Annotated in this window: 25 protein-coding genes, 2 tRNA genes, 1 other RNA gene, 1 pseudogene and 2 other annotated features (1 of these 31 cut by a window edge); of the genes and pseudogenes, 8 read left to right on the forward strand and 21 right to left on the reverse strand. The window is 39.9% G+C overall.

Annotation, left to right across the window (positions count from 1 at the left end; all coding sequences use genetic code 11):
• Positions 1–151: 151 nt before the first annotated feature.
• From ACZSMY_RS18290 to dnaX, 8 genes and pseudogenes are all read right to left on the reverse strand, one after another.
• Complete coding sequence (locus ACZSMY_RS18290; protein ID WP_042528592.1) at positions 152–349, reverse strand: sigma factor G inhibitor Gin; 198 nt, start codon at positions 347–349, stop codon at positions 152–154.
• A 101-nt stretch (positions 350–450) separates the two neighbouring features.
• A complete protein-coding gene (locus ACZSMY_RS18295) occupies positions 451–714 on the reverse strand; it encodes a pro-sigmaK processing inhibitor BofA family protein (RefSeq protein WP_465148123.1) in 264 nt (87 codons plus the stop codon).
• 228 nt (positions 715–942) lie between these two features.
• Positions 943–2,040: pseudogene (locus tag ACZSMY_RS18300) on the reverse strand (RNA-guided endonuclease TnpB family protein).
• A gap of 307 nt (positions 2,041–2,347) precedes the next feature.
• Positions 2,348–2,650 carry a DUF1648 domain-containing protein gene (locus ACZSMY_RS18305; protein ID WP_341172351.1) on the reverse strand — a complete coding sequence of 101 codons (303 nt, stop codon included), beginning with the start codon at positions 2,648–2,650 and terminating at the stop codon, positions 2,348–2,350.
• A gap of 127 nt (positions 2,651–2,777) precedes the next feature.
• Complete coding sequence (locus ACZSMY_RS18310; protein ID WP_042528597.1) at positions 2,778–2,990, reverse strand: YaaL family protein; 213 nt, start codon at positions 2,988–2,990, stop codon at positions 2,778–2,780.
• A gap of 81 nt (positions 2,991–3,071) precedes the next feature.
• The gene (gene recR, locus ACZSMY_RS18315; protein WP_042528598.1) at positions 3,072–3,668 is read right to left on the reverse strand and encodes a recombination mediator RecR; all 597 of its coding nucleotides are present in this window, start codon (positions 3,666–3,668) and stop codon (positions 3,072–3,074) included.
• Between the two features lie 107 nt (positions 3,669–3,775).
• Positions 3,776–4,090: a YbaB/EbfC family nucleoid-associated protein gene (locus ACZSMY_RS18320; protein ID WP_042528599.1), complete on the reverse strand. Its 315-nt coding sequence runs from the start codon at positions 4,088–4,090 to the stop codon at positions 3,776–3,778.
• A gap of 27 nt (positions 4,091–4,117) precedes the next feature.
• Positions 4,118–5,827, reverse strand: a complete 1,710-nt coding sequence (gene dnaX, locus ACZSMY_RS18325; RefSeq protein WP_465148124.1) for a DNA polymerase III subunit gamma/tau — start codon at positions 5,825–5,827, stop codon at positions 4,118–4,120.
• Between the two features lie 257 nt (positions 5,828–6,084).
• Between dnaX and ACZSMY_RS18330 the strand changes: the two genes are divergently transcribed.
• Positions 6,085–6,174: a putative holin-like toxin gene (locus tag ACZSMY_RS18330; protein WP_226894862.1), complete on the forward strand. Its 90-nt coding sequence runs from the start codon at positions 6,085–6,087 to the stop codon at positions 6,172–6,174.
• A 243-nt stretch (positions 6,175–6,417) separates the two neighbouring features.
• Here ACZSMY_RS18330 and ACZSMY_RS18335 read toward each other — a convergent pair whose 3' ends face one another.
• The 3 genes from ACZSMY_RS18335 to tadA all read right to left on the reverse strand — a co-directional run bounded on the left by ACZSMY_RS18335 (position 6,418) and on the right by tadA (position 8,415).
• The gene (locus tag ACZSMY_RS18335; RefSeq protein ID WP_042528601.1) at positions 6,418–7,443 is read right to left on the reverse strand and encodes an NADH:flavin oxidoreductase/NADH oxidase; all 1,026 of its coding nucleotides are present in this window, start codon (positions 7,441–7,443) and stop codon (positions 6,418–6,420) included.
• Between the two features lie 137 nt (positions 7,444–7,580).
• An RNA gene (gene ffs / locus ACZSMY_RS18340) (signal recognition particle sRNA large type) lies at positions 7,581–7,846 on the reverse strand.
• 65 nt (positions 7,847–7,911) lie between these two features.
• A complete protein-coding gene (gene tadA, locus ACZSMY_RS18345; protein WP_042528602.1) occupies positions 7,912–8,415 on the reverse strand; it encodes a tRNA adenosine(34) deaminase TadA in 504 nt (167 codons plus the stop codon).
• Between the two features lie 91 nt (positions 8,416–8,506).
• On the opposite strand from tadA, the gene ACZSMY_RS18350 reads away from it, so the two are divergent.
• Together ACZSMY_RS18350 and ACZSMY_RS18355 are read left to right on the forward strand one after the other, a co-directional pair.
• Positions 8,507–9,034 (forward strand): cysteine hydrolase family protein, encoded by a 528-nt coding sequence (locus tag ACZSMY_RS18350; RefSeq protein ID WP_042535603.1) that lies wholly within the window; start codon positions 8,507–8,509, stop codon positions 9,032–9,034.
• A 60-nt stretch (positions 9,035–9,094) separates the two neighbouring features.
• Positions 9,095–10,387, forward strand: coding sequence for a glycoside hydrolase family 18 protein (locus ACZSMY_RS18355; RefSeq protein ID WP_042528603.1), 1,293 nt, complete (start codon positions 9,095–9,097; stop codon positions 10,385–10,387).
• 80 nt (positions 10,388–10,467) lie between these two features.
• Here the strand turns inward: ACZSMY_RS18355 and ACZSMY_RS18360 are convergent, their stop codons facing one another.
• The 4 genes from ACZSMY_RS18360 to ACZSMY_RS18375 all read right to left on the reverse strand — a co-directional run bounded on the left by ACZSMY_RS18360 (position 10,468) and on the right by ACZSMY_RS18375 (position 15,328).
• Positions 10,468–10,983: a type 1 glutamine amidotransferase domain-containing protein gene (locus tag ACZSMY_RS18360; RefSeq protein ID WP_042528605.1), complete on the reverse strand. Its 516-nt coding sequence runs from the start codon at positions 10,981–10,983 to the stop codon at positions 10,468–10,470.
• Between the two features lie 257 nt (positions 10,984–11,240).
• Entirely contained in the window at positions 11,241–12,956 is a 1,716-nt protein-coding gene (gene acsA, locus ACZSMY_RS18365) for an acetate--CoA ligase (RefSeq protein ID WP_256705454.1), read from the reverse strand.
• Positions 12,957–13,313: 357 nt separating this feature from the next.
• Entirely contained in the window at positions 13,314–14,552 is a 1,239-nt protein-coding gene (locus tag ACZSMY_RS18370) for a dicarboxylate/amino acid:cation symporter (RefSeq protein WP_042528609.1), read from the reverse strand.
• 542 nt (positions 14,553–15,094) lie between these two features.
• Positions 15,095–15,328, reverse strand: coding sequence for a helix-turn-helix domain-containing protein (locus tag ACZSMY_RS18375; protein WP_042528610.1), 234 nt, complete (start codon positions 15,326–15,328; stop codon positions 15,095–15,097).
• Positions 15,329–15,483: 155 nt separating this feature from the next.
• Between ACZSMY_RS18375 and ACZSMY_RS18380 the strand changes: the two genes are divergently transcribed.
• Positions 15,484–15,858 (forward strand): helix-turn-helix domain-containing protein, encoded by a 375-nt coding sequence (locus ACZSMY_RS18380; RefSeq protein ID WP_042528612.1) that lies wholly within the window; start codon positions 15,484–15,486, stop codon positions 15,856–15,858.
• A 106-nt stretch (positions 15,859–15,964) separates the two neighbouring features.
• Positions 15,965–16,432: an ImmA/IrrE family metallo-endopeptidase gene (locus ACZSMY_RS18385; RefSeq protein ID WP_042528614.1), complete on the forward strand. Its 468-nt coding sequence runs from the start codon at positions 15,965–15,967 to the stop codon at positions 16,430–16,432.
• 100 nt (positions 16,433–16,532) lie between these two features.
• Here ACZSMY_RS18385 and ACZSMY_RS18390 read toward each other — a convergent pair whose 3' ends face one another.
• Positions 16,533–17,450: a DMT family transporter gene (locus ACZSMY_RS18390; protein ID WP_052484845.1), complete on the reverse strand. Its 918-nt coding sequence runs from the start codon at positions 17,448–17,450 to the stop codon at positions 16,533–16,535.
• A gap of 646 nt (positions 17,451–18,096) precedes the next feature.
• On the opposite strand from ACZSMY_RS18390, the gene pflB reads away from it, so the two are divergent.
• Both pflB and pflA read left to right on the forward strand, forming a co-directional pair.
• The gene (gene pflB, locus ACZSMY_RS18395; protein WP_332093965.1) at positions 18,097–20,352 is read left to right on the forward strand and encodes a formate C-acetyltransferase; all 2,256 of its coding nucleotides are present in this window, start codon (positions 18,097–18,099) and stop codon (positions 20,350–20,352) included.
• 98 nt (positions 20,353–20,450) lie between these two features.
• Positions 20,451–21,191, forward strand: a complete 741-nt coding sequence (pflA, locus tag ACZSMY_RS18400; protein ID WP_042528620.1) for a pyruvate formate-lyase-activating protein — start codon at positions 20,451–20,453, stop codon at positions 21,189–21,191.
• 332 nt (positions 21,192–21,523) lie between these two features.
• Here pflA and ACZSMY_RS18405 read toward each other — a convergent pair.
• The 3 genes from ACZSMY_RS18405 to proC form a co-directional block, all read right to left on the reverse strand.
• Positions 21,524–21,596: transfer RNA gene (locus ACZSMY_RS18405), tRNA-Arg, on the reverse strand.
• Between the two features lie 119 nt (positions 21,597–21,715).
• Positions 21,716–22,003 carry a TIGR04104 family putative zinc finger protein gene (locus ACZSMY_RS18410; RefSeq protein ID WP_465148125.1) on the reverse strand — a complete coding sequence of 96 codons (288 nt, stop codon included), beginning with the start codon at positions 22,001–22,003 and terminating at the stop codon, positions 21,716–21,718.
• Between the two features lie 40 nt (positions 22,004–22,043).
• Complete coding sequence (proC, locus tag ACZSMY_RS18415) at positions 22,044–22,862, reverse strand: pyrroline-5-carboxylate reductase (protein WP_465148126.1); 819 nt, start codon at positions 22,860–22,862, stop codon at positions 22,044–22,046.
• 89 nt (positions 22,863–22,951) lie between these two features.
• Positions 22,952–23,158 (reverse strand) — a binding site (T-box leader).
• A 148-nt stretch (positions 23,159–23,306) separates the two neighbouring features.
• Between proC and ACZSMY_RS18420 the strand changes: the two genes are divergently transcribed.
• On the forward strand, positions 23,307–24,053 hold the full coding sequence (locus tag ACZSMY_RS18420; RefSeq protein WP_042528626.1) for a GTP pyrophosphokinase: 747 nt from the start codon (positions 23,307–23,309) through the stop codon (positions 24,051–24,053).
• Between the two features lie 76 nt (positions 24,054–24,129).
• On the opposite strand, the gene ACZSMY_RS18425 is transcribed toward ACZSMY_RS18420, so the two are convergent.
• Both ACZSMY_RS18425 and serS read right to left on the reverse strand, forming a co-directional pair.
• Positions 24,130–24,222, reverse strand: a tRNA-Ser gene (locus tag ACZSMY_RS18425).
• Positions 24,223–24,351: 129 nt separating this feature from the next.
• Positions 24,352–25,629 (reverse strand): serine--tRNA ligase, encoded by a 1,278-nt coding sequence (gene serS / locus ACZSMY_RS18430; RefSeq protein ID WP_042528632.1) that lies wholly within the window; start codon positions 25,627–25,629, stop codon positions 24,352–24,354.
• 63 nt (positions 25,630–25,692) lie between these two features.
• Positions 25,693–25,763, reverse strand: a binding site (T-box leader); it runs 165 nt beyond the window's last position.

Below are 25,763 nucleotides of genomic sequence, written 5' to 3' on the forward strand. Positions count from 1 at the left end.
CTTCTTATTATACCAAGCAAGTGAAAGGGATGAAAAACATGGATACAAAAATGACTATTATTCCACTTTTTTAATGTTAACAAGTATTTTTCTTCTATTTTATCCTAACAAAAAAGCCTTTGCATGCAAAGACTTGTAAAAGGGGATTATATTAAGAATGTAATGTTGATTGATTGATATTTTTTAACTTTGAGAGATAGTATTGATATTTTTCTTCCCGCGGCTCCGTATGAATCATATTATGCTCACATTCCGAACATAAAAACATGGAATACAAATGAATACCGTTTTCCTTTGGTTCCTCACAAATTCCGCAATACTCATACTCTTGAACTTTTTGCTGCTTCATTTCTCCACCTCCGTTAAAACTAGTATCTCCTAATCTAACGGATGCTATACATAGATATTATTTTTTAGATTTTTACTCAATCTAAAAAATAAAACAGCGTCTCAAAGAATAAATAAATGAATCGCTGCAAGGGAACCGACACCGAATATACCAAGAAATCCAGATACCAGGACTGTAAATAGATTAATTGGAATATGCAGGCCAACAGCCCCTCCAAATACATTCAAGAAAAAAAGCAGCAATACACCTATCCCCAGCTTCATCGTTGCTTTCCCAATATGTTTCATTGGTTTTACCGGCGCACCTACAATAAATAAAAGAATAATTAATCCGACAATCGTTCCAATAAATAGTGTTGAATTCATTCCTCTCCCCACTTTCCTTCCATCACTTTAACTTATTTCTATGATTTACCGGAAGCGATTAGAACAGGTTTTAAAAGCAGCAGGATAATTGACAACTTTCTAAGATTCATTAGCAGCTTCCTTCTTTAGACGAGAAGAACGGACATTGAACTACCCCCGCTTATCAACCTTCAAGGTTGATTGAAGTGGGGGATTCCTAAGAACACCAACCTATCGGTCAGTTATGGTTTAGGCTAGCCCCGCAGTCCCTGCGGTTAATCGCAATGCTTCTTTACGAAGATTCCTGCTTGCGTTCTTATCTCTTTGGTGATGGCATTGACAGATATCACACGTCCATGCACGCAAAGCAAGTTTTTTAACGTCTTGGTTTTGGTGTCCACAATTGGAACACAGCTGACTGGATGGATAGTTTTTAGCGACCTTAACAATCTGCTTTCCATACCAGGCTGCTTTATATTCCAGCATTGTTCGGAACGTTGACCAGGATACTGGTTTTTGACTATCTCGGTGGAGATTTTATCTAACATGTCTTTTCTTTTATTAGTAATTTTCTCGTGAAGCCGGGCTACTTTTCTTTTTTGTTTCTGCCAATTCGCCGAGCCCACCTGTCGCCTTGAAAGAATCACCTGCGCTTTTGCCAGCTTCTTTTCTAATGTCCGGAAAAACCTTGGATTTTCATACACCGTCCCATCGGAAAGGGTTGCAAAATCGGTTATTCCAACATCGATGCCTACAGAAGAACCTGTTTTTTCATAGTGCTTAACTTCCGTTTCAACCACAATCGAAACAAAGTACTTGCCTGAAGGATTGCGCCGGATCGTTGCATTGATAATACGTCCTTCCACTTCCCGACTTTTGGCAAAACGAACCAATCCGAGCTTAGGCAGTTTGATATGTTTATCCAATACAGCAATGTTTCTATTGACATGTTTCGTGGTATACGATTGAACAGGATTCTTTTTTGATTTAAAACGAGGTGCCTTATTCTGCTTCTTATAATAGCGCGTATAGGAATCATTCACATTTTCCACCGCTTTTTGAAGGGCAATGCTATCGACTTCTTTGAGGAAGGGATAGTTTTTCTTCAATTCTGGAACCGCTTTGATTGCCTTATTTTTATTGAAAAATTCGCCCTTCCAATTATTTTGAAGAAGCTGTCCGTTTTGTATCATTTCATTCACCGTATGCCAATAGTGGTCTTTTTCTTTTTGTTTTCCTGTAAAATAGTTGTAGACAAAGCGGAAGCAGCCGATTGTCTTATGGGATGAAGGTGATTTGTTTTTTGTTCGGATAGATACGAAAACGAAATGCTTTTTTTACTTTCATAGCTTCTTACCTCCTCTTGTCTATTATATCAGAAGAAGGATGATTTTGGAACGTTTGTTCGACTCGGTGTTGGATAGTCGAGACGCCCTAAAGTAATCTTTTGTGCATAGGAGATTCATCTCCCCCTCACCTCTACGCGCTTGAAGAGGGAGTTTTCTCTCATTTTTTTGATAAAGAAAGCAATCGTCCCTGCAAATAGAAGAATAATGAATACCAAAGACCACGTATTTATATAAGATGGAAGCCCTCTCGCAACACGAATATCATTCCATATAATAAAAGGGAAGAGAATAGCTATCTCATTTTTTTAAACGTTCACCAGCATTCTGGAATTGATATATTGCCCTTTCACATTTGCTTCTGTTAGATTCCGATAATTATATACATGTGGAAATCGTTCCATAACAGTCATCCCAAACCATAAAAGTAACCCGATGCCTAAGAGGATGAACAGTTCTTCCCTTCCTCCCCATCTTGTTACTTCCCCTGCTTCATTATATTGTCCGGGAATCTGATTTGGAATAGCATCCCATGTAAAAATAATATACACAATAACACCAGAGAAACTCAGTATTCCCAGAACATTCAACAGCTTTTCAATTGCAGTCATTTTTAAGTTTAGATTCGGCGGGTTGGTTTCCCTAATAAGTGTCCCCTCTTTTTTTCTTAGAAAAATAAAAAAGAATCAGGCAGCTTGAAACATACTTGATTCTTTTGGAAAAATATATTCTTTAATTTTAAAATCGTGTCGCTTTAACCTTGCGAATACGAGCTTCTTTCAACAGCATCAAATATTTGGATCTCGCTAATAGCTCCTCTTTCATCCCATTACGTGACGGGTCAATACTTTTTCGCACAAAATCCTGAAGCTGCCTCCACTCGCCCTCTACTTGATATAAAGCATTCAGAAGCTCCTGGTCCATATCTTTTTTCTTTAATTTCTTTGCCATATTTCCCACCAAACCTCGTTATAAAATGAAATTTCATCCCATGGAAGCTTTATTCTCCTCATGAATGATCAGCGATACAATTTAGACATCTCTTCGTCCCTCTAATGCTTTTGATAATGTAACCTCATCCGCATATTCCAAATCACCGCCGACAGGCAATCCATGTGCAATACGTGTGGTACGAATACCAGAAGGCTTTACCAACCGGGAAATATACATTGCCGTGGCTTCCCCTTCAATATTCGGATTGGTTGCTAAAATAAGCTCTTCTACTTCTTCGTCTTTCAATCGATTAATCAAATCCGGCACATTAATATCCTCTGGACCAATTCCGTCCATCGGTGAAATGGCTCCATGGAGAACATGGTATTTGCCGCGAAATTCTTTCATTTTTTCCATCGCAATCACGTCTTTCGGATCTTGGACAACACAAATAATCGATCCATCCCGGCTGGTATCCTGACAAATAGCACACGGGTCTTGGTCTGTAATATGTCCGCAAACAGAACAATGGGTAAGCTCCCGTTTCGCATTCACTAATGCATTAGCAAAATTCATCACATCGTCATCCTTCATATTTAAAACAAAGAAGGCCAGACGTGCTGCTGTCTTTGGACCAATTCCCGGTAATTTGGAGAAGCTATCCATCAGCTTGGTTATCGGCTCTGGATAATACATACTTTCTTACCCCCTTATCAAAAAAAGTCAATTAAAAACTCTATCTTTTGCGAAAATAAGACGCCTTGGCAGTGAAGCCAGACGTCTTATCTTTAATTAGAAAGGAATTAGAACATTCCTGGCATATTCATTCCTTTTGTAAATTGTCCCATGGTATCATTTGTTTTGTCATCGATTTGTGTTAACACGTCATTAGTCGCTGCTAAAATAAGATCCTGCAGCATTTCAATATCATCCGGGTCAACAACCTCTTCTTTGATTTCTACATCTGTAATTTCTTTTTTGCCATTCGCCCGGACAGTTACCATGCCGCCGCCAGCTGAAGCTTCAAAGGACATTTCATGTAATTCATCCTGTGCCTTCATCATTTTCTTCTGCATTTTCTGCATTTGCTTCATCATGTTATTCATATTTCCCTTCATGGAAAATACCTCCTTTAAATGTATATGTTAATCATGAATTTCTAAAAGATCATCACCAAAAAGCTTTCGCGCTTCATCTACGAGCGGGTCTCCTTCTGGTTTCTTGGGTTCATCCGGCTTTTCCTGCTTTTGAATATACTCACTGCGCAGGTCATTCCACTCTTTCTCCGGAATAGGAATAATCGTGCGGTGTTTATCCAAATTCCCTAATATCGATTCTACCATTTCCCGATGATCCAGGAATAAAGAACAATGAATTTCATATTTAAACGCAACAATCAGGGTATCAGCTGATGCCGCAGCAGGCTTGCTGTCCTGAATCGTCGCATGAGCCGGGGCATTTGTTGTTTTCAACTGATTTAAGAAGTTTGCCCAATGTGCATGAACATCTTTCAGTTCTTTTTTCTCTGCCTTTCCTAGTGTATCACGAATTCGATCAAATGGAATCTTATAAGTGTTTCGTGAATTTCTCGAGCTGGGACGGCGTCTTTCCTGTGCAGGGGCGGTACCGCCAGCATCTTGCTGCTGGGGCGGGGCTTCTTTTAATTTTGCAATATCACGCTCCATCGCCTGCAGTTTCTGCTGAAGCTGCCCGACAACAGCTGAGTGCTCCACAGCTTCCGGCTGAAGCTGTCCGGATCCTTGCGTCTTTCCAAATTGATCTGTAATGGACAACAGTGCAACTTCAATAAAGATTTTCGGACTGTTGGACCATTTCATTTCCTGCTGGCATTGATTCAGTTCAATAATTGCATGCTGAATCCAGCTGTTCTCCACTTGCTCCGATAATGCTTCAAAAGCTTCATTGGCTACTGCCCATTCTAATAAATCAGCTAAACCTGACGAGCTTTTATATAAAAGTAAATCACGCATAAAGTAGATTAAATCCTGTACAAACTTTCCTGGATCTTTTCCGGTCTGAATCATCTGGTCCAATCCTTGAAGCACCGTCTGCACATCCTGCTGAATCATTGCACGGACGATATTGGTGAGCACCTCCTGAGATACTCCGCCAGTTACAGCAAGCACATCTTCTAATTCTACCTGCTCCTCACTATAGGAAATTGCCTGGTCCAGGATACTCAGTGCATCACGCATTCCGCCTTCTGCTGCTAATGCCACAGACTCTAAGGCTTCCTCTGTAACAGAAATAGTTTCTGCCTGCATGATTTTTTGCATTCTTTCCACAATTGCCTGATTAGAGATCGGTTTGAAATCAAAGCGCTGGCAACGGGATATAATCGTTAATGGTATTTTATGCGGTTCGGTAGTTGCCAGAATAAATACAACATGTTTTGGCGGCTCTTCCAGCGTTTTCAAAAGCGCATTAAATGCATTGACAGATATCATATGCACTTCATCAATAATATACACTTTATAAGGCACAGCACTCGGTGCATACTTTACTTTATCACGAATATCACGAATATCATCGACGCTAGTATTTGATGCCGCATCAATTTCAATGACATCCGAAATAGAGCCATCTTGAATCCCTTTACATGCCGCACATTCATTACATGGTTCTTTGACAGGCGCATGCTCACAATTAATCGTTTGTGCAAAAATCTTTGCAGCACTCGTTTTCCCTGTCCCTCTTGGGCCAGAGAATAAATAAGCATGTGAGAATTTATCCTGGGTAATAGCATTTTGTAATGTTCTCGTGATATGCTGCTGTCCTACGACATCTTCAAATGTTCTTGGTCGCCAGACGCGGTATAAAGCTTGATAACTCATGATTTCGATTCCCCTTATTTGTCTCCTTCTTATTATACCCGATTAAAGGCTTGGATGAAAACCTTAGAAATGATTATCTGGAAGTAATTTATGTTTGCAAAAATTAGCTTAGAATTTAATTTTTTTATGTTGAATAAAAAGGTTCGTCTAAATTTATAGAACTAATGTTCCTATTATGGTATAATACACTAAGATACTCACAGTAAGAAGTTAAACGGTGGAAGGTACCATCTCCTATATGAAAGGAGGTGATGCCTATGGCTACTTTTGATGCCTTATCTTTAATGATCAGCTTTGGCTTGCTTATTATAGCCATTCTTTCATTTCATGATAAAGACCAAAAGTAAAAAAACCACCCTTCGCTTGCCGGCAAACAGGGTGGCTTCATTGTCACTTAAAACAGCCTTCCCTCTCTGATGGAGAGAAATCACTGTGTGTATTTTCCGGGCAGCATGTGGTTGCATGCTGCCCTTTTTTATATCGTATGCTTTGCTATAGAAATTATATCATATCCCTGGTTTCTAGTACAATTTTACCTGTAAAAAGAAACTCGTACGGGGAATCATCCTTCTATTCGTCTGCATTCATCACTACTTCTTCGGATAAGCACGCTTATATTGTCTTGCCGGTTCCATCGTATCTCCCAACTGTTCGCTTGCCCGAATGGCCCAATAAGGATCTTTCAGCATACCGCGGCCAATCGCAACCAGGTCCGCATCGCCATTGCCAATAACAGACTCTGCCAACGCAGGGTCTTCTAAAAGGCCGACAGCAATCACCGGCATATCCAGCTCTTCTTTAAACCTGCGTGCAAATGGAAGCTGATAGCCTGGATTGGTGGCTGGTTTTTGCTTTCCTGGAGGTGCTTCTCCGCCGCTGGAAATATGGAACATATCAACACCAGCCGCTTTATATTTTTTGGCAATTTCTAATGCGTGGTCTATATCATAGCCGCCATCCATGTATTCTACAGCTGAAATGCGCATCAGAAGCGGCATATCTGCAGGAATCACATCTTTCACAGCACGGATAATTTGTACCCCAAAGAAGGACAGCTCCTGATATTCATCCTCTCTCTGATTAATTAACGGAGAATGAAATTGATGAATCAAATAACCGTGTGCTCCATGCAATTCAATCGTATCAAAACCAGCTTCGACTGCTCGTTTTGCTGCATCCTGGAACTGTTGAATCGTTTCCCGGACTTCATCTGTCGTTAAAGCACGAGGCATTTTATCATCCTCTGTAACAGGAATTGCCGATGGAGCAACTGGCGGGTTCGCATCCTCAGCCTTTCTGCCGGCATGCGCAATCTGAATACCAATTTTAGCGCCCTGCTTATGAACGGCATCAACTATTTTTTTATAAGCTGGAATTTGCTCGTCTGACCAGAGACCAAGGTCATTATCTGTAATCCGCCCATCCGGATCGACATCTGTCATTTCCACTAAGATTAATCCGGCGCCGCCCACTGCACGGGAGGTATAATGAACAAAATGCCAATCGTTTGGAATCCCGTCCTTAGCATCTACTGAATACTGGCACATTGGAGCCATGACAACTTTATTTTTCAAGGTTAAATTTTTTAATGTAAAAGGTTGTGTTAATTGAGCCATTTTTACACCTCGCTTGTAAATTTTAAGTAATTCATAGCATATGCTTTCTTATGATTCAGTGCAAATAATCTGTTTATCCCGCTATATTTTTGCATAAAAAAAAGAACTGCATTCACAGTCCTTTTCTTTCATATGTAACGTGCACCTGCTTTCGATGGAGTGACCATATGCGCTACGTAAGTTCATGGCTCAGCCCAGGTTTCCCTGCGGCACACAAGAATGACCACTTACTGCTGCTTCCTTCCGGACCTGACAGGGTTCATGGGTTCCTGTTGCGCAGGACCCGGACGTCAACACCAATTCCTTACGTCTGACCACACAGTCATCCCACCTCGAGCAGGAATTCGGCCTCGCTATAGCGGATTGCGAGTACAGGGCACCGCTACCTCCCCGCTTAGCACGTATTTATTATTATAGCTTCCTCGTCCTAAAAATGCAATGAAAAAAGTATCTTTTCCAGTGCCGGCTCTATTCTCCCGCCTCAGCATCCTTTTCATTCTTCTTCTGACGCAGCTCTTTAAAAAAATTCTTTAAAACCGTACTGCATTGTGGTTCAAGCACACCAGATTTCACCTCGACCTGATGGTTAAACCGCGGTTCTTCCAATAAATTCATTAAGGTTCCCGCACAGCCTGCTTTTGGGTCACTTGCTCCATAGACTACACGCTTCACTCTTGATTGAACAATTGCTCCGGCGCACATAGGGCATGGCTCTAATGTAACATATAAGGTGCAATCCTCTAATCTCCAGCTGCCGACTTTTTGATTGGCATCCTGAATAGCAAGAAGCTCTGCATGAGTTAAAGTAGTCTGCATGGATTCACGCAAATTAAAGCCTCTGCCGATAATTTCTCCTTCCTTCACGACCACTGCACCAATAGGAACTTCGTTTAACATCCAAGCTCTGCGTGCCTCCTGCAGAGCAGCTGCCATATACTTTTCATCTTGGCTTACAGATATTTCTTCTGTCATTTTTATCACATCACTTTATTCTCGTTTTAATAATTGTTTAGCGGGAATACTATATTAACTGATTTCTTTAAAAAAGGAGAAGCTCATGAATATAACACCAGAGAACACAGCACTCGTTTTTATCGACTTAATCAATGATTTTAAATTTGACGGCGGTGACAACCTTCTTGCAAACACAGAAGAGATTCTCCCAAATTTAATTAATTTGCGTCACTTCGCCAAAGAAAAGTCGATACCTATTATCTACGTTAACGATCATTATGGCTTATGGCAAGCAGATTTCCGGGAGATTATCAAATATTGTAAAAATGAAAAGAGTGAGAACATCATTGAAAAAATCAAACCGGATGATGACGATTATTTCCTAATTAAACCACAACACTCCGCCTTTTTTCAAGCACCCTTACACGCTCTTTTAACAGATTTAAAACGAACACATCTTATTTTGGCAGGGATCGCCGGCGATATTTGTATTCTGTTTACGGCAAAGGATGCCTATATGTATAAATTCAGCCTTTCCATTCCTAAAAACTGCCTCGCCTCCGAGGGAGTGGATAATAATAACTATGCGCTTTATCTAATGGAATCGGTCATGGATGCAGATATTACAGCAATTTAGCATATTACTTTCTCCCCCTTCATATAGTGAGTAAGAAGCACTCTGAAGGGGGTTATTAATTTGCAAATATACGTCGTTGAACAAGGAAATACGCTGGAGCAAATTGCAGATACATACGGTTCCTCCGTTCAAGATATTGTCAATGCGAATGAACTAAATGCACCTGACCAATTAGTTATCGGGCAAGCACTTGTCATTCCCATTGTCGGAGAGTTTTATTTTGTGCAGTCTGGTGATACACTTTCTTCCGTGGCGGCTCAATTTAACATCCCTGTGGAGGAATTAGCAACGATTAACGGATTAAATGCAAATCAGATTATTTATCCTGGACTTCGCCTATACATCCCGCCTGCTCCAAAAGAACCGATTACTTCCAATGCCTATGTCGAACCAATGGGAGAGGAGGTTTCCCAGACATTAGAAACAGCAGCAAGCACGTATTCTCCTTTTTTAACGTATCTCACCTTATTTAGCTACCGCGCTAATCGGGATGGTACACTGACAGCTCCGCCAACAGGGAATCTTATCACCTCCGCACGAGCAAACGGCGCTTCCATTGCGATGGCCATTACTAATTTAGAAGAAGGAGCATTCAGCTCGGAGGTCGGGCATATTATCTTAACGGTGCAGGCTGTTCAAAACCGGTTATTAGATGAGATTATTAATATCGCAACAGAACAAGGCTTTCGTGATGTACATTTTGATTTTGAATTTCTTCCATCAGATGATAGGGAGGCTTATAATACCTTTTTGCGTACCGCGAAGGATCGCCTTTCCCAAGCTGGACTGCTGATTTCAACAGCACTTGCGCCAAAAACGAGCGCAGAACAGGCAGGGCAATGGTATGAAGCTCATGATTACCGCACCCACGGAGAGATTGTTGATTTTGTTGTGTTGATGACTTATGAATGGGGCTACAGCTACGGGCCACCGATGGCTATTTCACCTCTCAACTCCGTCCGCGACGTGGTGGAATATGCTGTTTCTGAAATTCCATCAGAGAAAATTTTACTCGGTCAGAATTTATATGGATATGATTGGACACTTCCTTTTGTAGAAGGAGGGGAAGCGGCACGGGCTATCAGTCCGCAGCAGGCCGTTCAAATCGCCTGGGAGAATAATGTTGCGATTCAATATGATACCACAGCCCAAGCGCCCTATTTTATGTATGCAGATGCCTCCGGACAGGAGCACGAGGTTTGGTTTGAGGATGCCCGTTCAATCCAGGCTAAATTTGATTTAATCCGCGAATTTCAACTTTTAGGCATTTCTTATTGGAAATTAGGGCTGTCCTTCCCGCAGAACTGGCTGCTTTTAAATAATGAATTTGATATTCAAAAATTAGAGGAATAAGCAGAATATGTACATGAAAAAGAGTGCTTTGAAACCATATTTTCAAAGCACTCTTCTTTATTTCTAATTATACTTTTTAATTAACCAAGCACTTTCACAGACTCACGATTAAACGCTGGAATATCATCTGGTGTACGGCTTGTTACTAATTGATTTTGACAAACGACAACTTCTTTATCCTGGAATTTCGCACCTGCATTTTCTAAATCAACCTGGATTGATTTAAAGCCTGTTGCTCCACGTCCATTCAGTGTTTTTGCAGTGATAAGAAGCTGCGGTCCATGACAAATGGCCATCACTGGTTTCTTCTCATCCATAAAATGTTTTGCAAATGCAACGAAGCGGTCATCTGCACGAAGCATGTCTGGAGAGAAACCGCCAGGAATAAATAATGCATCAAAGTCTTCTGGTTTTACGTCATCAATACCTTTATCGATAGTTACTTTTGTATCTTCTGATTTGCCTGTTACGGTATTGCCTTGTTCTTTTTCAATCGTAACCAGCTCATGACCAGCTTCTTCCAATGCTTTTTTAGGGTCTGTATATTCTACGTCTTCAAATAAGTCTGTGATAACTGTTGCAATTTTTTTACCCATGAATTATTCACTCCTTTAATATTGGTTACATCCTATATCTTCCCAAATAGAATTTATTTAAAACATACGAATTGATATTCTTTGTAAAGGGCGTTATCGAAGGAACGATTAACTCCTGTTTCTGTGAAAAAAAAGTTATTTTTTAATGTACGAAAGTTTGAGTACATAAAAATAGTGGCTTCTCATTTTTATCGTTAAATGAGAAGCCACTATGTTCATTTTATAAAGTATTTCCTGCTTTTTTTACAATAGACGGATTACTCCTCTAACGTCGAAGTATCTCCTGTCGGCAGCCCTAATTCCCATGATTTTAATAAACGGCGCATGATTTTACCGCTCCGTGTTTTAGGAATAGAGTCTTTTACTTCAATTTCTCTTGGTGCAGCGTGTGCACTTAATTCTTTTTTAATAAATTGACGAATTTCTTCCAACAGCTCATCACTTTTTTCATGACCCGGATTTAAGGTGATAAATGCTTTAATAATTTCTCCACGCTCCGGATCCGGCTTACCGATAACTCCCGCCTCTGCAACAGCCGGATGTTCAATCAGCTTGCTCTCGACCTCAAATGGTCCGACCCGTTCTCCAGATGTATTGATAACATCATCCAGACGGCCCTGGAACCAGAAATATCCATCTTCATCGCGATATGCACTATCTCCAGAGACATACCAGCCGTTAATAAAATAACTTTCATATTTTCCTTTATTGTTCCAAACCTCGCGCATCATGGACGGCCATCCCGCTTTGATGGCTAAATTACCCATTTGATTTGGAGGGATTTCATTGCCTTCATTATCGACAATGGACGCCTCTACCCCAGGGATTGGTTTCCCCATGGAACCAGGTCTGATTTCCAGTGACGGGATGTTTACAATCACCTGCGCCCCTGTCTCTGTCATCCACCAGGTATCATGAATTCGTAAATCGAAAGCTTTTAATCCCCATGTAATTACTTCCGGATTTAATGGCTCTCCTACGCTCAAAATATGACGCAGCGCAGACAGGTCATATTCTCTGACCTTCTCTTCGCCGTGACTTACAAGCATCCGTAATGCTGTCGGTGCAGTATACCATACGGTAACATGATTATCCTGTAACGTTTTATACCAATCATCTGGAGAAAAACGTCCGCCGCGAATCACATTTGTCACTCCGTGCAGCCAAGGCGCAAAAATACCATAGCTTGTTCCTGTAACCCAGCCAGGGTCAGCTGTACACCAATAGATGTCATCGTCCTCTAAATCTAACACCCATTCTCCAGTTGCGTAATGCTGTATCATAGCGTTATGGACATGCAGGATGCCTTTTGGCTTCCCTGTGGAACCAGATGTATAATGAAGCAGCATGCCATCTTCTCTATCCACCCAAACAATATCAAAATCCGTGGATGCCTCTTTCATTTCGGAATCGAAATCAATATACTGGTCTCCTTCTTCCTCATGCGCACCTACTAACACGATTTTCTCTAAATGAGGCAGTCTGTCCTGCGGGATACGGTAGAGTAAATCAGGAGTTGTTATTAATACACGCGCCTCACTATTCTCTAATCGATCGCCGACTGCCTGCTCCATAAATGCCTCAAACAGCGGTCCTGCAATCGCCCCTATTTTTAGAATACCAAAAAATGCTTGATAGAACTCCGGACTTCTCGGCATAAAAAGAAAAACACGATCTCCTTTTTGCACATCGTATTTCTTCAATACATTCGCAAATTGATTACTTTGTAAACGAAGTTCATCAAAGCTGACCTTTTCTTCTCGATTGGGATCTGAATATAGTAATGCGATTTTATCCTTCTTATCCGGATTATCAGCATGTCTATCAATTGCTTCATAGGCCATATTCACTTTTCCTGTTTCATGCCAGGAAAAGTTCTTCTCCACACTTTCCCAAGAAAATGTTTTTCGAAAATCCTCGTAGTTTTTTAAATTATGATTGCCTTCACGTGCCGGAATTGCTTGCATATCCATCTAATCACCTCATTCATCTTAATTGGAAACGATTACAAATAGAATTAAAAAAAGGATTAAAATATTTTGTTAACTATTTCTATTTTAGAACATTCTGTGACATTTTTAAAGAGTTTGTTTCTAATTTTACAAAATAAAGGAGATATTACTGGGATGAATACCCGTTAACCCATGATTTACAGCAGTTTATCAGGAACAAATAAATTAAGCAGAAAGCGTGCTGCAGGTTATCTCTTAATCAACTTCCAGCTAAATAGAATAAAAACAACGTACGAAACAAAGAAATCCGGACCCATTTTGAACATTCTCTCGTTAGAATGCAAATGCGTTCGGATTTCATTGAATTAAATATTGATTTTATGCATTTTGTGTCTTTTTCTCATTCCGTTTTCCCCGTTCAGATATAATATATGCACAAGTAGCATCGCCGGCAATATTTAGAGATGTCCTTAACATATCGAGAAGACGGTCAATACCAATTATTAAAGCAATACCTTCTACCGGCAGCCCAACTTGGCCAAGTACCATTGCCAGCATCACCAGTCCGACGCCAGGGACGCCTGCTGTACCAACACTTGCCAACGTAGCGATAAGAACGACCATTAATAAATCCATAAAAGTCAGCGGGATATCATACACTTGGGAAATAAATACGGTTGCTACAGCCTGCATAATTGCTGTCCCGTCCATATTAATGGTTGCACCGAGCGGCTGAACAAAGCTGCTGACAGCTTTTTTTACACCCAGTTTTTCTTGAGCTGTCTTCATCGCCACAGGAAGTGCAGCATTAGAGCTGGAAGTACTAAAGCCAACCACCATTGCCGGGAAAAATACTTTAAAAAATGTAATTGGGTTCCCGCGTCCGATTAGCCAAATAGCAAGCGAATAGATAATGAGTGCGTGCAGCAGCAAACCTGCAATCACCGTTAACATATAGCTCAACATGGAACCGAGTGCATTCAGTCCAGCATCACCAATTGCTGAGGCAATCAAAGCAAATGCCCCATACGGAGCAAATCGCATAATCACTGTAATTAACCAATTCAAAATTTCGTTTGCCTGTTCAAATAGATTATATATTCCTTTTGTTTTATCACTTAAAAATGCCAATGCAACCCCAATAAAGATAGCAAATGCAATAATCTGAAGCATTTCTCCAGATGCCAATGCTTCTATAGGATTCTCAGGAACAATATTAATCAACGTCTCCATAATTGGCGGTGCTTCATCTGCGCTGTATTCTGCATTTGACGTATCAAAAATCCCTGTCGACCCCGGCTGGATCAAATAACCCAAACCTAGACCTAAACTGATTGCAATTGCCGTTGTTGTTAAGAAAAAGGCAACCGCGGAAACACCAATCTTTCCTAATTTTTTCGGGTCTCCCAGGCCTGCTGTTCCTAATACAATGGATACAAATACAAGCGGAACTACTAACATCATTATAAGATTAATAAATATTTGACCAATCGGGTCTAATACATATTTATCGAGAGGTTCAAAAAAACTTTCCGGGGCAAATGTCAGTGCTATACCAGCAGCTGCACCAGCAACCAGAGCAATTAATATTCTTCTCGTTAATTTTTTAGAATCCATATACCTTCTTCCTTTCACTATGTTTTCGGGTACAAAAATATCCAACTGAAACAAAGTTTTTTTATTTACTGCTAGTTACCTTCTCTTTAATCAGTCATTCTTCACTCTTGATAAACACTTTATTTTCATTGGATATAAAACATAGATTTATTGGATTTTTCATTGTAGTTGAGGCGACTACATTTTACAGGGTTTATTCTAATTGTAGAGTAAGATAAATTCTACCATAAATGTAAGGTACTTGAATAGTATGTTTTTAAATATTACATTATATTCCATATTACATAAATATGTTTAAAATCTTTACCCAGTTTTTTATTGAGTAAAACACAAGCTTCATTTATCCAATAAAAAACTACCTCCCTATGAACGAGGAGATAGAACCCGAATTACGTATTATAACAGGATAAAATATATTGTGGTTGAGAGATTTTTCTTTGAGGGGATAGCTATGTGGCGCTTAATGATAGTTATATCATTCCAGCTCTTCGAGGTATCGTTTTGATCTAGGGTGTATAAAATCTCTTCCTTTTTATTTTCGTTTATAAAAGCTCTTTGCATTTATTTAATGCATCATTCAACTCCTTATCAAATAACATTTTCACATCAATTTCTAATGCATCTGCTATTCTTTCCAGGGTATCTACATCTATCTTTGTTTTTCCCTTGGAAATATTGGTGTACCAGGCAGGAGTTTTAGAGCATTTTTTTGCAATTTGTGTCTTCGTTATCTGCTTTTGCTGTCTGATAAATTCGATTTTCTCATGTATTTCCACTAAATCACCCCATCCATCTTTTGGTTTTTATACTTTAAATTATAATTAAGCGCTTTGCATAAGTCAATATACGAAAACAATAAAATTTGCATTTCGCTTAAAAATATTATTGTTTTTATTAAAAATGGTATTATCTCTATATTGAGGTGGATACTATGAAAATTCTTTCCCAAAGATTAAGAGAAGCACGAGAAAAAGCTGGATTAAAACAAATTGAAGCTTCGAAACTTTTAGGTATTTCAAATGGTACTTTATCTGGTTATGAAAGAGAATATCGTGATCCGGACACAGACACGTTACATAAAATGGCTAATTTATATGGTGTTTCCGTAGATTGGCTTTTAGGTAAATCTATGTCTCCCTCAACAAAGGATACTTCCCGGCCGGAGCCGATGTCGGAGCAAGATACATTGATGTTCCGTAATTGGAAACGAATGACAGAAGATGAGAAAGAAGAAGCTTTAAATGTGATACAATATATTTTATACAGAAAGAAAACAAATAATGGTAACGCCAATCAAAATGACTAATGCTGATTTATACTTCCATAAGCAATATAAAAACAGGTGTACTTGCTGCACCTTATTTTTAGCACTTCAAATCGAACGTATATTCTTATTGAAGGTGGGAAATCAAATGTACTATTCAGATGTAGAAAAATTTGTCGAAGTATTATACAAGCAGCTGAATATCCAGACTCCGGCAGAGCTCTCCATTTCTGCTATTGCACAAGCTTTAAATATTGAAATTATTTATGCAGCATCTGTCAGTATGCGGATAGATAATTATATCGTACTTCCAAATACTTCCCAGCAAAATATATGGCAATGTTTTGGGCATGAATTATGCCATTATTTTTTCCATGAAGGAGATCAGCGTTTTATGCATTCCCTTTTTGTCGACCTGCAAGAAAATCAAGCCAACCATTTTGCATATCATTTTTGTATCCCGACATTTATGCTGGACCAGCTTCATATCGAAAATGTTTATGATATTCTGCAGCATTTTCCGGTGGAATTTTCCTTTGCGCTGCACAGGCTGGAGATGTACCATAATAACCATTTTTCTCTGTATGAAAAAACCGCTTCCTATCTCACAGGGTAAAAATTAGACCTTGTTTCCTTTCCAACAGGCAAGAAACAAGGTCTGCGAACTTAAAATAATGTACAAAAAGGACAGTGAAAAAGAATTTTTAAATATCCTCTTAAAAGATATTGAGTACGATTATTCCACTGATAATCATAATAACAGCGATAACCCTTCTTTGATCAATTAAATACTTCGGAAGGTTAAACAGCCCAAAATGATCAATTAACAGTCCCATGATAATCTGCCCTAAAATAGCAGCCATCATCGTTAATGTAACACCCAGATAAGGCATTAAACTGATATTTGATGCGATATATGCTGCGCCGAGTGCACCACCGGCAAAATGCCAGGGCTTTAATTTAAAATCTCCAGAAATACGTGTTAACTTTACTCCTTTATTCACTATCATCGACAGAATAAATAACACAGCGGTTCCTACAATAAATGAAATAAAAGCAGCATAAATAAAGGAGTCTACTTCATAACGCAAGGCGCTATTGATTGCTGTCTGCAGCGGCGGCATCATTCCTGTACATATCCCGAACAATACCCACAGACGGGAATGACTCTGCGAAACGCCGGGATTTTTTTTCGCATTCATATAGACAATTCCGGTAATTAAAAGAAGAACACCAACGATATGCATAAAATGCAACGGTTTTACCTCTGCACCAAACCAGCCAAAGGTATCAATCAAAATACCAATCACCATCTGTCCTGTTACGGTAACAATAACCGTTAATGCTGCACCAATTTTGGGCAGTAAAATAATATTCCCTGTAAGAAAAATTACTCCAAGCACACCACCAGTAAACCAGATATAGGAAAAGGATTGATCTGCAAAGAATGATACTGTAAATTTGTCAGGATCTATCATAAGATTAATGAAAAATAAAATAATACTTCCAGATAAAAAGGAATAAAAGGATGTCGGCAACACCGCTTTCGTAAACACAGTCAGCCGATTATTTACTGCTGTCTGCAGCGGAATCATCATTCCTGCAATGATCCCCAGAACAATTATTACATACAATAAAGAAACCTTCCTTCTAAAAACCGTAATGTATTTATTTTAAGCAAATATATAGCAGAAAACAATACACTTGCTCCGTTCCCCTATCCAAAACCCGGTATTTATTAAGAGAAACCAAGAAAATCACTTGGTCTTTAAAATACTAATATTCTTGCCGAGCAGATGTCCGCTTCGGGAAGTCGCTTTCCGCGGGCAACGGTTTTGACGGGGCGAGTAACCGCAGCAGTCCTAGTGGGAAGACTCCGCAGGAAAAAAGTGTTCTTCTATTTTCTACCATAGGCATAAGCGCGACTATGCTTCTGTCTGCGCCTGTCGGCTTGCCAATCAGCAAGTCTTCTTTAAAGGAGATGAGCTCGGGGCCCATGGAAAGCGTAGTGTATTTCTGGGGCCTAAGATTACTCCCCCTATGAAACCCGTTGGAGCGGCTATCCTCAACATTTTATACTTTCTTACTCTTTAAAAAAGGCTTGGAACGAATGTTACTATTTTATAAAATCCTCTTATTTCTCAAGCTTTAAATTTGAACATTTTAAGAACTTTCTTCATTTGTGAAGTATTTCACTTGTTTTATTTTCCGAAACCGTTATAATAAAAATAGAGGTTATTGTGAATTTATTCACAATTAATTAAGAGGAGGGTTTTTGTTATGAAAGTAGCAGATGAAATGGTAAAAAGAGTCCCTTGGGATGGTTTCGTTGAAGGCAACTGGCAGCAAGAAATTGATGTTCGTGATTTTATTTTACAGAATTATCATTTATATGAAGGAAATGAATCCTTCTTAACTGATGCAACTCAAGCCACCAAAGACCTGTGGGAGCAAGTCATGCAATTAACCAGAGAAGAACGGGAAAATGGCGGTGTATATGATTTAGATACAAAAATCGTATCTACTATTACCTCTCACGGTGCTGGTTATTTAAATAAGCCCTTGGAAAAAATCGTCGGCGTGCAAACAGATGCGCCTTTCAAACGTGCTCTAATGCCTTTTGGAGGTATCCGTATGGCTGTAGCTGCCGCAGAATCCTATGGCTACAAAGTTGATGATGACGTTGTCCATACCTTTACAGAACACCGGAAAACGCATAACCAAGGCGTCTTTGATGCCTATACACCCGAAATCTTAAAAGCAAGAAAAGCAGGAATCATCACCGGGCTTCCAGATGCATACGGCCGCGGACGTATTATCGGTGATTACCGCCGTGTTGCCCTGTATGGAGTAGACCGTTTAATTGAAGAAAAGAAAAAAGACCTGCAGCTGATTGGTAACGGAACAATGACGGACGATGTGATTCGCGACCGTGAAGAAACCTCGGAGCAGATTCGTTCCTTAATGGATTTGAAAAAGCTCGGAGAAAAATATGAATTTGACCTTTCCAAGCCTGCAACAACTGCACAGGAAGCATTCCAATGGCTCTATTTAGCCTATTTAGCTGCCATTAAAGAGCAAAACGGGGCTGCCATGAGTCTTGGCCGTGTTTCTACATTCTTAGATATTTATATAGAGAGAGATATTGAAAATGGGGTTATGACAGAGCAAGAAGCGCAAGAACTTGTCGATCATTTTGTGATGAAGCTGCGTCTCGTAAAATTCGCAAGAACACCAGATTATAACGAATTATTTAGCGGAGACCCGACTTGGGTAACAGAATCATTGGCAGGAATAGCAGAAGATGGACGCCCACTTGTAACAAAGAGCTCCTATCGTTTTCTGCACACATTAGATAACTTAGGACCGGCGCCAGAGCCAAACTTAACCGTACTTTGGTCTGCTAAACTGCCGGAAAACTATAAAAAATATTGTGCAAAAATGTCTATTAAATCAAGCTCGATTCAATATGAAAACGATGATATCATGCGCCCGATCTATGGAGATGACTATGGAATTGCCTGCTGTGTATCTGCAATGCGCATCGGGAAACAAATGCAGTTCTTCGGTGCACGGGCAAACTTGGCAAAAGCACTTCTGTATGCGATCAATGGCGGTGTAGATGAAAATCTAAAAATGCAGGTAGCTCCAAACTATGCACCAATCACATCAGAGTATCTTGATTACGACGAAGTGATGGAGAAATATGATAACCTCCTAGACTGGTTATCTGGTTTATATGTCAACGCATTAAACATTATCCATTATATGCATGATAAATACAGCTACGAGCGACTGGAAATGGCGTTGCATGACCGGGAAGTATTACGGACCATGGCTTGTGGTGTAGCAGGACTATCCGTCATTGTCGATTCCCTAAGCGCCATTAAATATGCGAAGGTAAGAACCATTCGTGATGAAGACGGACTTGTTGTTGATTATGAAATAGAAGGAGACTATCCAAAATACGGCAATAACGATGATCGCGCAGATGAAATTGCTGTGAATCTCGTAAAAGACTTTATGAATAAAATTAAGAAACACCATATGTATCGCGATGCTACACCAACACAGTCTATCCTGACGATTACTTCCAATGTGGTTTACGGGAAGAAAACGGGAAATACACCAGATGGACGAAAAGCAGGAGAACCTTTTGCTCCAGGAGCAAACCCATTACACGGACGTGATAAAAATGGCTCATTAGCTTCTTTAAGCTCCGTTGCAAAATTGCCATATAAATACGCACTGGATGGTATCTCTAACACCTTCTCCATCGTGCCAAAAGCGTTAGGTAAAGATGAAGAAACAAGAAAAACAAACTTAGCCGGTATCCTCGATGGCTATGCAGCAAAAAAAGGACATCATCTAAACATCAATGTCTTTGATCGGGAAACTTTATTAGATGCGATGGAGCATCCGGAAGAATACCCGCAGCTTACCATCCGCGTCTCTGGATATGCAGTAAACTTTATTAAGCTGACAAGAGAACAGCAAATCGATGTCATTAACCGGACCTTCCATGAAAGCTTGTAAGGCCATTCTGTAAGAAGTCAATATCAAGCGCTCATTAAATAACTTGAGCGCTTGATGCTGAATTATTTTCAGCATATGAAGTGAGGGGGAAAAGTATCATGAAAGAAGGAAGAATTCATTCAATCGAAACGTGTGGAACCGTAGACGGGCCTGGATTACGCTATGTTATCTTTACTCAAGGCTGTTTATTACGCTGTCAATTTTGTCATAATCCGGATACATGGAACATGGGAGCAGGAAAGAAAATGTCTGTACAAGAGCTGGTGAAGGATATTAAGGGCTATCTCCCATTCTTCCAATCTACCAATGGAGGAGTGACTGTCAGCGGCGGAGAGCCTTTACTTCAGGTTGAATTTTTACTCGAATTGTTCACCGAACTGAAAAAATTAGGAGTACACACAACCATTGATACTTCTGCCGGATGCTTTAACCGCTCCCCTCACTTTATAAAAAATTTAGATAAAGTACTGGAATTAACTGATTTGGTTTTACTTGATTTAAAGCATATCAACGCTGCAGCGCATAAAGAGCTCACTGGTCTGTCCAATGAACATATTCTCGACATGGCCCGCTATTTAGACGAGAAGAAAGTGCCTGTCTGGGTCCGTCATGTACTTGTTCCCGGTGGCAGCGATAACGATGCACATTTACAGCAGCTCTCCGATTTTATTGCGACATTAAATAATGTCGAAAAAATAGAAGTGCTGCCGTATCATAAATTAGGTGTCTATAAATGGGAAAATCTTGGTTTGGACTATCCGCTGGAAGGTGTAGAGCCACCGACAGAGGAACGGGTGAAAAACGCCGAAGATATTTTGAATCGGGTGAAAGTGATATAGCGATAGGGAATCGGAATCCATTGCTGTATCCTGCCCTTTATATAGATGAGAAGAATGGAGCCGCTTCTTTTTAGGAGCGGCTCTATTCATTATTACCGTCTATAAAACAAAAAACATCAATGGTGTTTCTCATTTTGCTTTTTCACGAAAAATAAGCAGAACAATAATTGTCTTCTCTATATAAAAAAAAGCCACCTTTCAGAAATCTTGTCATAAAACAAACAAGAAAACGAAAAATGACGTCTGTCGGTTTATGTAATTTTCAAGTATAAACCGTGGCCTCCGATAATATAACTGAAAGACACAAATCTCTGTATAACAAGACTTTTTTACGCCCCCGGCAGGATTCGAACCTGCGGCACATGGTTTAGGAAACCAATGCTCTATCCCCTGAGCTACGGGGGCTTTGCACATAATCAGCAGTGGAAACCGCTCAATTATGCTTCATTATCCGTCCATTGAAAAATAAACGAACAATCGTATTATACTAAACCTTATCTATTTTGGAAAGCATCATGTTTCATTTATTTGCCGGCTCTCTGCAATCTCGTCCGATAAGGAATCGACAGGACGTGAAGAATCATCAGCAAACAGCCCATGAGAATAATTTCTACAGAAGACAGCCTTAGCAGAAAGGCCAGCCCTAACAGAATAGGTATGGCTAATAAAGGGAGCCAGCCGCCTTTTTTACTTGCATTATAATAATTTTCTTTGCCGCAGTGCGGACAAATCATTTTAATCTTAAATACCTGCTTAAAGGTCTGTCCATAACTCCATTTTTTCCCGCAATAACTGCAATCCGGTGTATGCATCTGCTTTCCCTCTTCTCTTTTTTAAAGTACGTGTAAAAAATTAGTTCTGAGCATTCGTAATCTCGATAGACCGATTTCGTGCGCCATCTACACATGCTTTAATTATCTTATCAAATTCATTCGCCATTAACTGGTTTAAACCAGCCTCTGTGGTTCCTGCCGGGCTGGTAATATTAACACGGAGCTGTTCCGGGTCTGCGCCAGATGTCTCCAGCATTTTTCCTGCGCCGATCACCGTCTGGGTCAGCAGCTCTAATGCCGTATCCCGGTCCAATCCTGCTTCAATTGCTGCTTTTTCCATTGCTTCCACCATGTAATAGAAAAATGCCGGTCCGCTTCCTGCAATCGCCGTAATCGTATGCATCTGCTCCTCATCGACAATTTTTGTTGTACCCACTGTCTGGAATAGTTCCTCAGCAAAGTAAAGCTGACCGAGTTCGACATTGGTTCCCTTTGAAATAGCAGTAGCTGATTGGCCGATCAATGCAGACGTATTCGGCATGGTTCGAATAACAGGAATACCTTCTCCCAGCGTTTTTTCCATCTGTTCGATAGATAACCCTGCAATCACCGAAATAACCATGTGATGCGGTTTTATATAATTTTTTAGCCAGTCTAAATAATCCTTCGCATCCTTAGGCTTCATCGCTAAAATAATAATATCTGCTTTCTTGATCATTTCTTCTTTATCCAGGTCGCAAGTCACTCCATACTTTTCAGCAATCAGATCTAACCTTGCTTTATCACTGCGATTCGTCACCAGCACCTGTTCTTTTGTAACAACATTAGTCCTTGTAATGCCTGCAATAATCGCCTCTGCTAAATTTCCTGCTCCAAAAAATGCAATTGTTTTTTCCATGTAGTTTCCTCCTGTGTGTTTCTTCTTTCCTTTAATATTTTATTTCACCGATACCTCAGAGCAATAAAAAAACTGATTATACATCCCTTGTAAAGGACGAAATCAGTATTATTCCGCGGTACCACCTTTGTTGATAAAAGTTATCCACTCACATTGATAATGCAGTTTACTGCAGTCAGCATACACTAACCTACTCCCGGATAGGTTCATCAAGGCATTTACAGAAATCTTACAGCCGCCGGATTTCCTCTCTTTGGTAAATACACATCGATTACTGGCCCGTTCACCGTATTTCTTTATTGAATTGTACTATAAGGCCTTGCCATACTTTTGTCAAGACTGCACCCATCAGAATGGATTGCAGCGTCTTTTTATCTGCTATTCAAAACAAATTTTGCTATACTTATATTGTACATGAATGTAAGCCAGAAAGGAATTTTATCAATGGATGAATCAAAACAGATACACCAGTTAACCGCTGTACGAAAAGAACTGACACGTTTCATGCTCAGCTATAAATTTGGACTGGATGAAATCAATACCAAGCTGAACATCCTTCAAGAAGAATTTGAGCATATTCATGATTATAATCCGATTGAACATTTAAAATCACGTATAAAAACACCTGAAAGTATTTTACGAAAATGCCAGCGAAAAAATATTTCGATTACGCAAAAATCTATCAAGAATCATATCAAGGATATTGCAGGAATCCGAATTGTCTGCTCCTTTATATCCGATATTTATAAAATCAGCGAAATGATCCAAGGTCAACAGGATATCAAAGTCATTGAAACGAAAGACTATATTAAGCATCCAAAACCAAATGGATATAAAAGCCTTCATCTGATTTTATCTATTCCTGTCTTTTTCTCTGACCGTCAGGAAGAGGTATTTATCGAAATTCAAATCCGTACCGTTGCGATGGATTTCTGGGCGAGCTTAGAGCATAAAATTTATTATAAATATGATGGAGAAGTACCCGCACATCTGGTAGAAGAATTAACAACCAGTGCAAATATCGCAAATCAACTGGATGAAAAGATGGAGTTTCTTCATACGGAAATCAATGAAGCAAAAGAGGATAAACACGCAGAGAGCAAGCTTAACTTTCTGCCGCTTGATAACAAACGCTTCCCGCTGCCAAAACAGTTATTAGAATCGTTGTTGGAGCGAAGAGATAGAGAGTAAACATATATATGTATTAGAAAACCCGCAGCACGAAAGCTGCGGGTTTTTATCTCCAATTTTTTACGGTTGTTTTAAATGGAGGAGGTAGAGGGATTCGAACCCCCGCGCGGTTTGACCCGCCTCTCGGTTTTCAAGACCGACCCCTTCAGCCAGACTTGGGTATACCTCCATGAAATAACGCTAATTTGCTCACTTCCTAGCGAACAAAATATACTATATCATCCTCAAAGATGACTTGTCAATATTTTTTATCAAAAAATAAGAGGCCCCCAAAGATGGAGAGCCTCTTACTTAATCATTACTTGCCAATCACTTCAATGCCGCCCATATACGGACGCAATACTTCAGGAATTACTACACTTCCATCTTCCTGCTGGCAATTCTCTAAAATAGCCGCTACAGTACGTCCTAACGCAAGACCAGAACCGTTTAACGTATGGACAAATTCTGGTTTTCCATTTGCTTCGCGGCGGAAGCGAATTCCGGCACGGCGCGCTTGGAAATCCTCAAAATTAGAACAAGAAGAAATTTCACGGTACGTATGCTGGCTTGGAATCCATACTTCAATATCGTATTTTTTCGCTGCTGTAAAGCCTAAATCACCTGTACACATACTCATCACACGATAAGGGAGTTCTAACAGCTGCAATACTTTTTCCGCTTCCCCTGTCAGTCTTTCTAATGTGTCATAAGAATCTTCCGGTTTCACGAAATTCACAAGCTCCACTTTGTTAAATTGATGCTGGCGAATCAAGCCGCGTGTATCTCTTCCGGCAGAACCTGCTTCAGAACGGAAGCTGGCGCTGAATGCAACATATTTTTTCGGCAACGCCTCTCCTGATAAAATCTCATCACGGTGATAATTGGTTACAGGGACTTCTGCAGTCGGCACCAGAAAATAATCCCAGTCTTCCAGTTTAAACGCATCCTCTTCAAATTTCGGAAGCTGTCCTGTTCCTGTCATACTCAGGCGATTCACAATGTATGGAGGAAGCATTTCCTGATAGCCATGCTTATCCGCATGCAGATCCATCATGAAGTTTAATAATGCACGTTCCAGTCTTGCTCCTAATCCTTTATAAAAAACAAAACGGCTTCCTGTTACCTTTGCTGCACGTTCAAAGTCCAAAATATCTAAATTTGTCGCAACATCCCAGTGCGGCTGTGCTTCAAATGAAAATTCCGGCACCTCTCCCCATTTACGTGCTTCTACATTATCATCCTCATCTTCACCAACAGGCACACTCTCATGCGGCAGATTAGGAATAGAAAGCATGATATGTTCCAGGGTTTCCTCAATGTCTTTTAATTCTTTATCATATTTAGAAATTTGATCTCCAACTTCACGCATAGAAGCTATGGCTTCCTCCGCATCCTTCTTCTCGCGCTTTAAAACAGAAATTTCCTTAGACACTTCATTACGTTTTGCCTTTAGTTTTTCTGTCTCTGCAATCAATTCCCGTCTTCTTACATCAAGCTCGCCAAATTTGTCTAAATCGCCAAGGTCTTCTCCGCGGTGTGCTAATCTTTGCTTCACTTCATCAAAGTTATTTCGTACATATTTCATATCTAACATACTGATTACCTCCTATATTTTTAATGTCTTTAAAACCATAAAAAAACTCCCATCCCTTATGTAGAAAGGGACGAGAGTATATTTCCCGCGTTGCCACCCTAGTTAAAGAATCTATACAGACAGATTCTTCCGGC

The organism is Oceanobacillus sp. B139/18, from assembly GCF_055524595.1.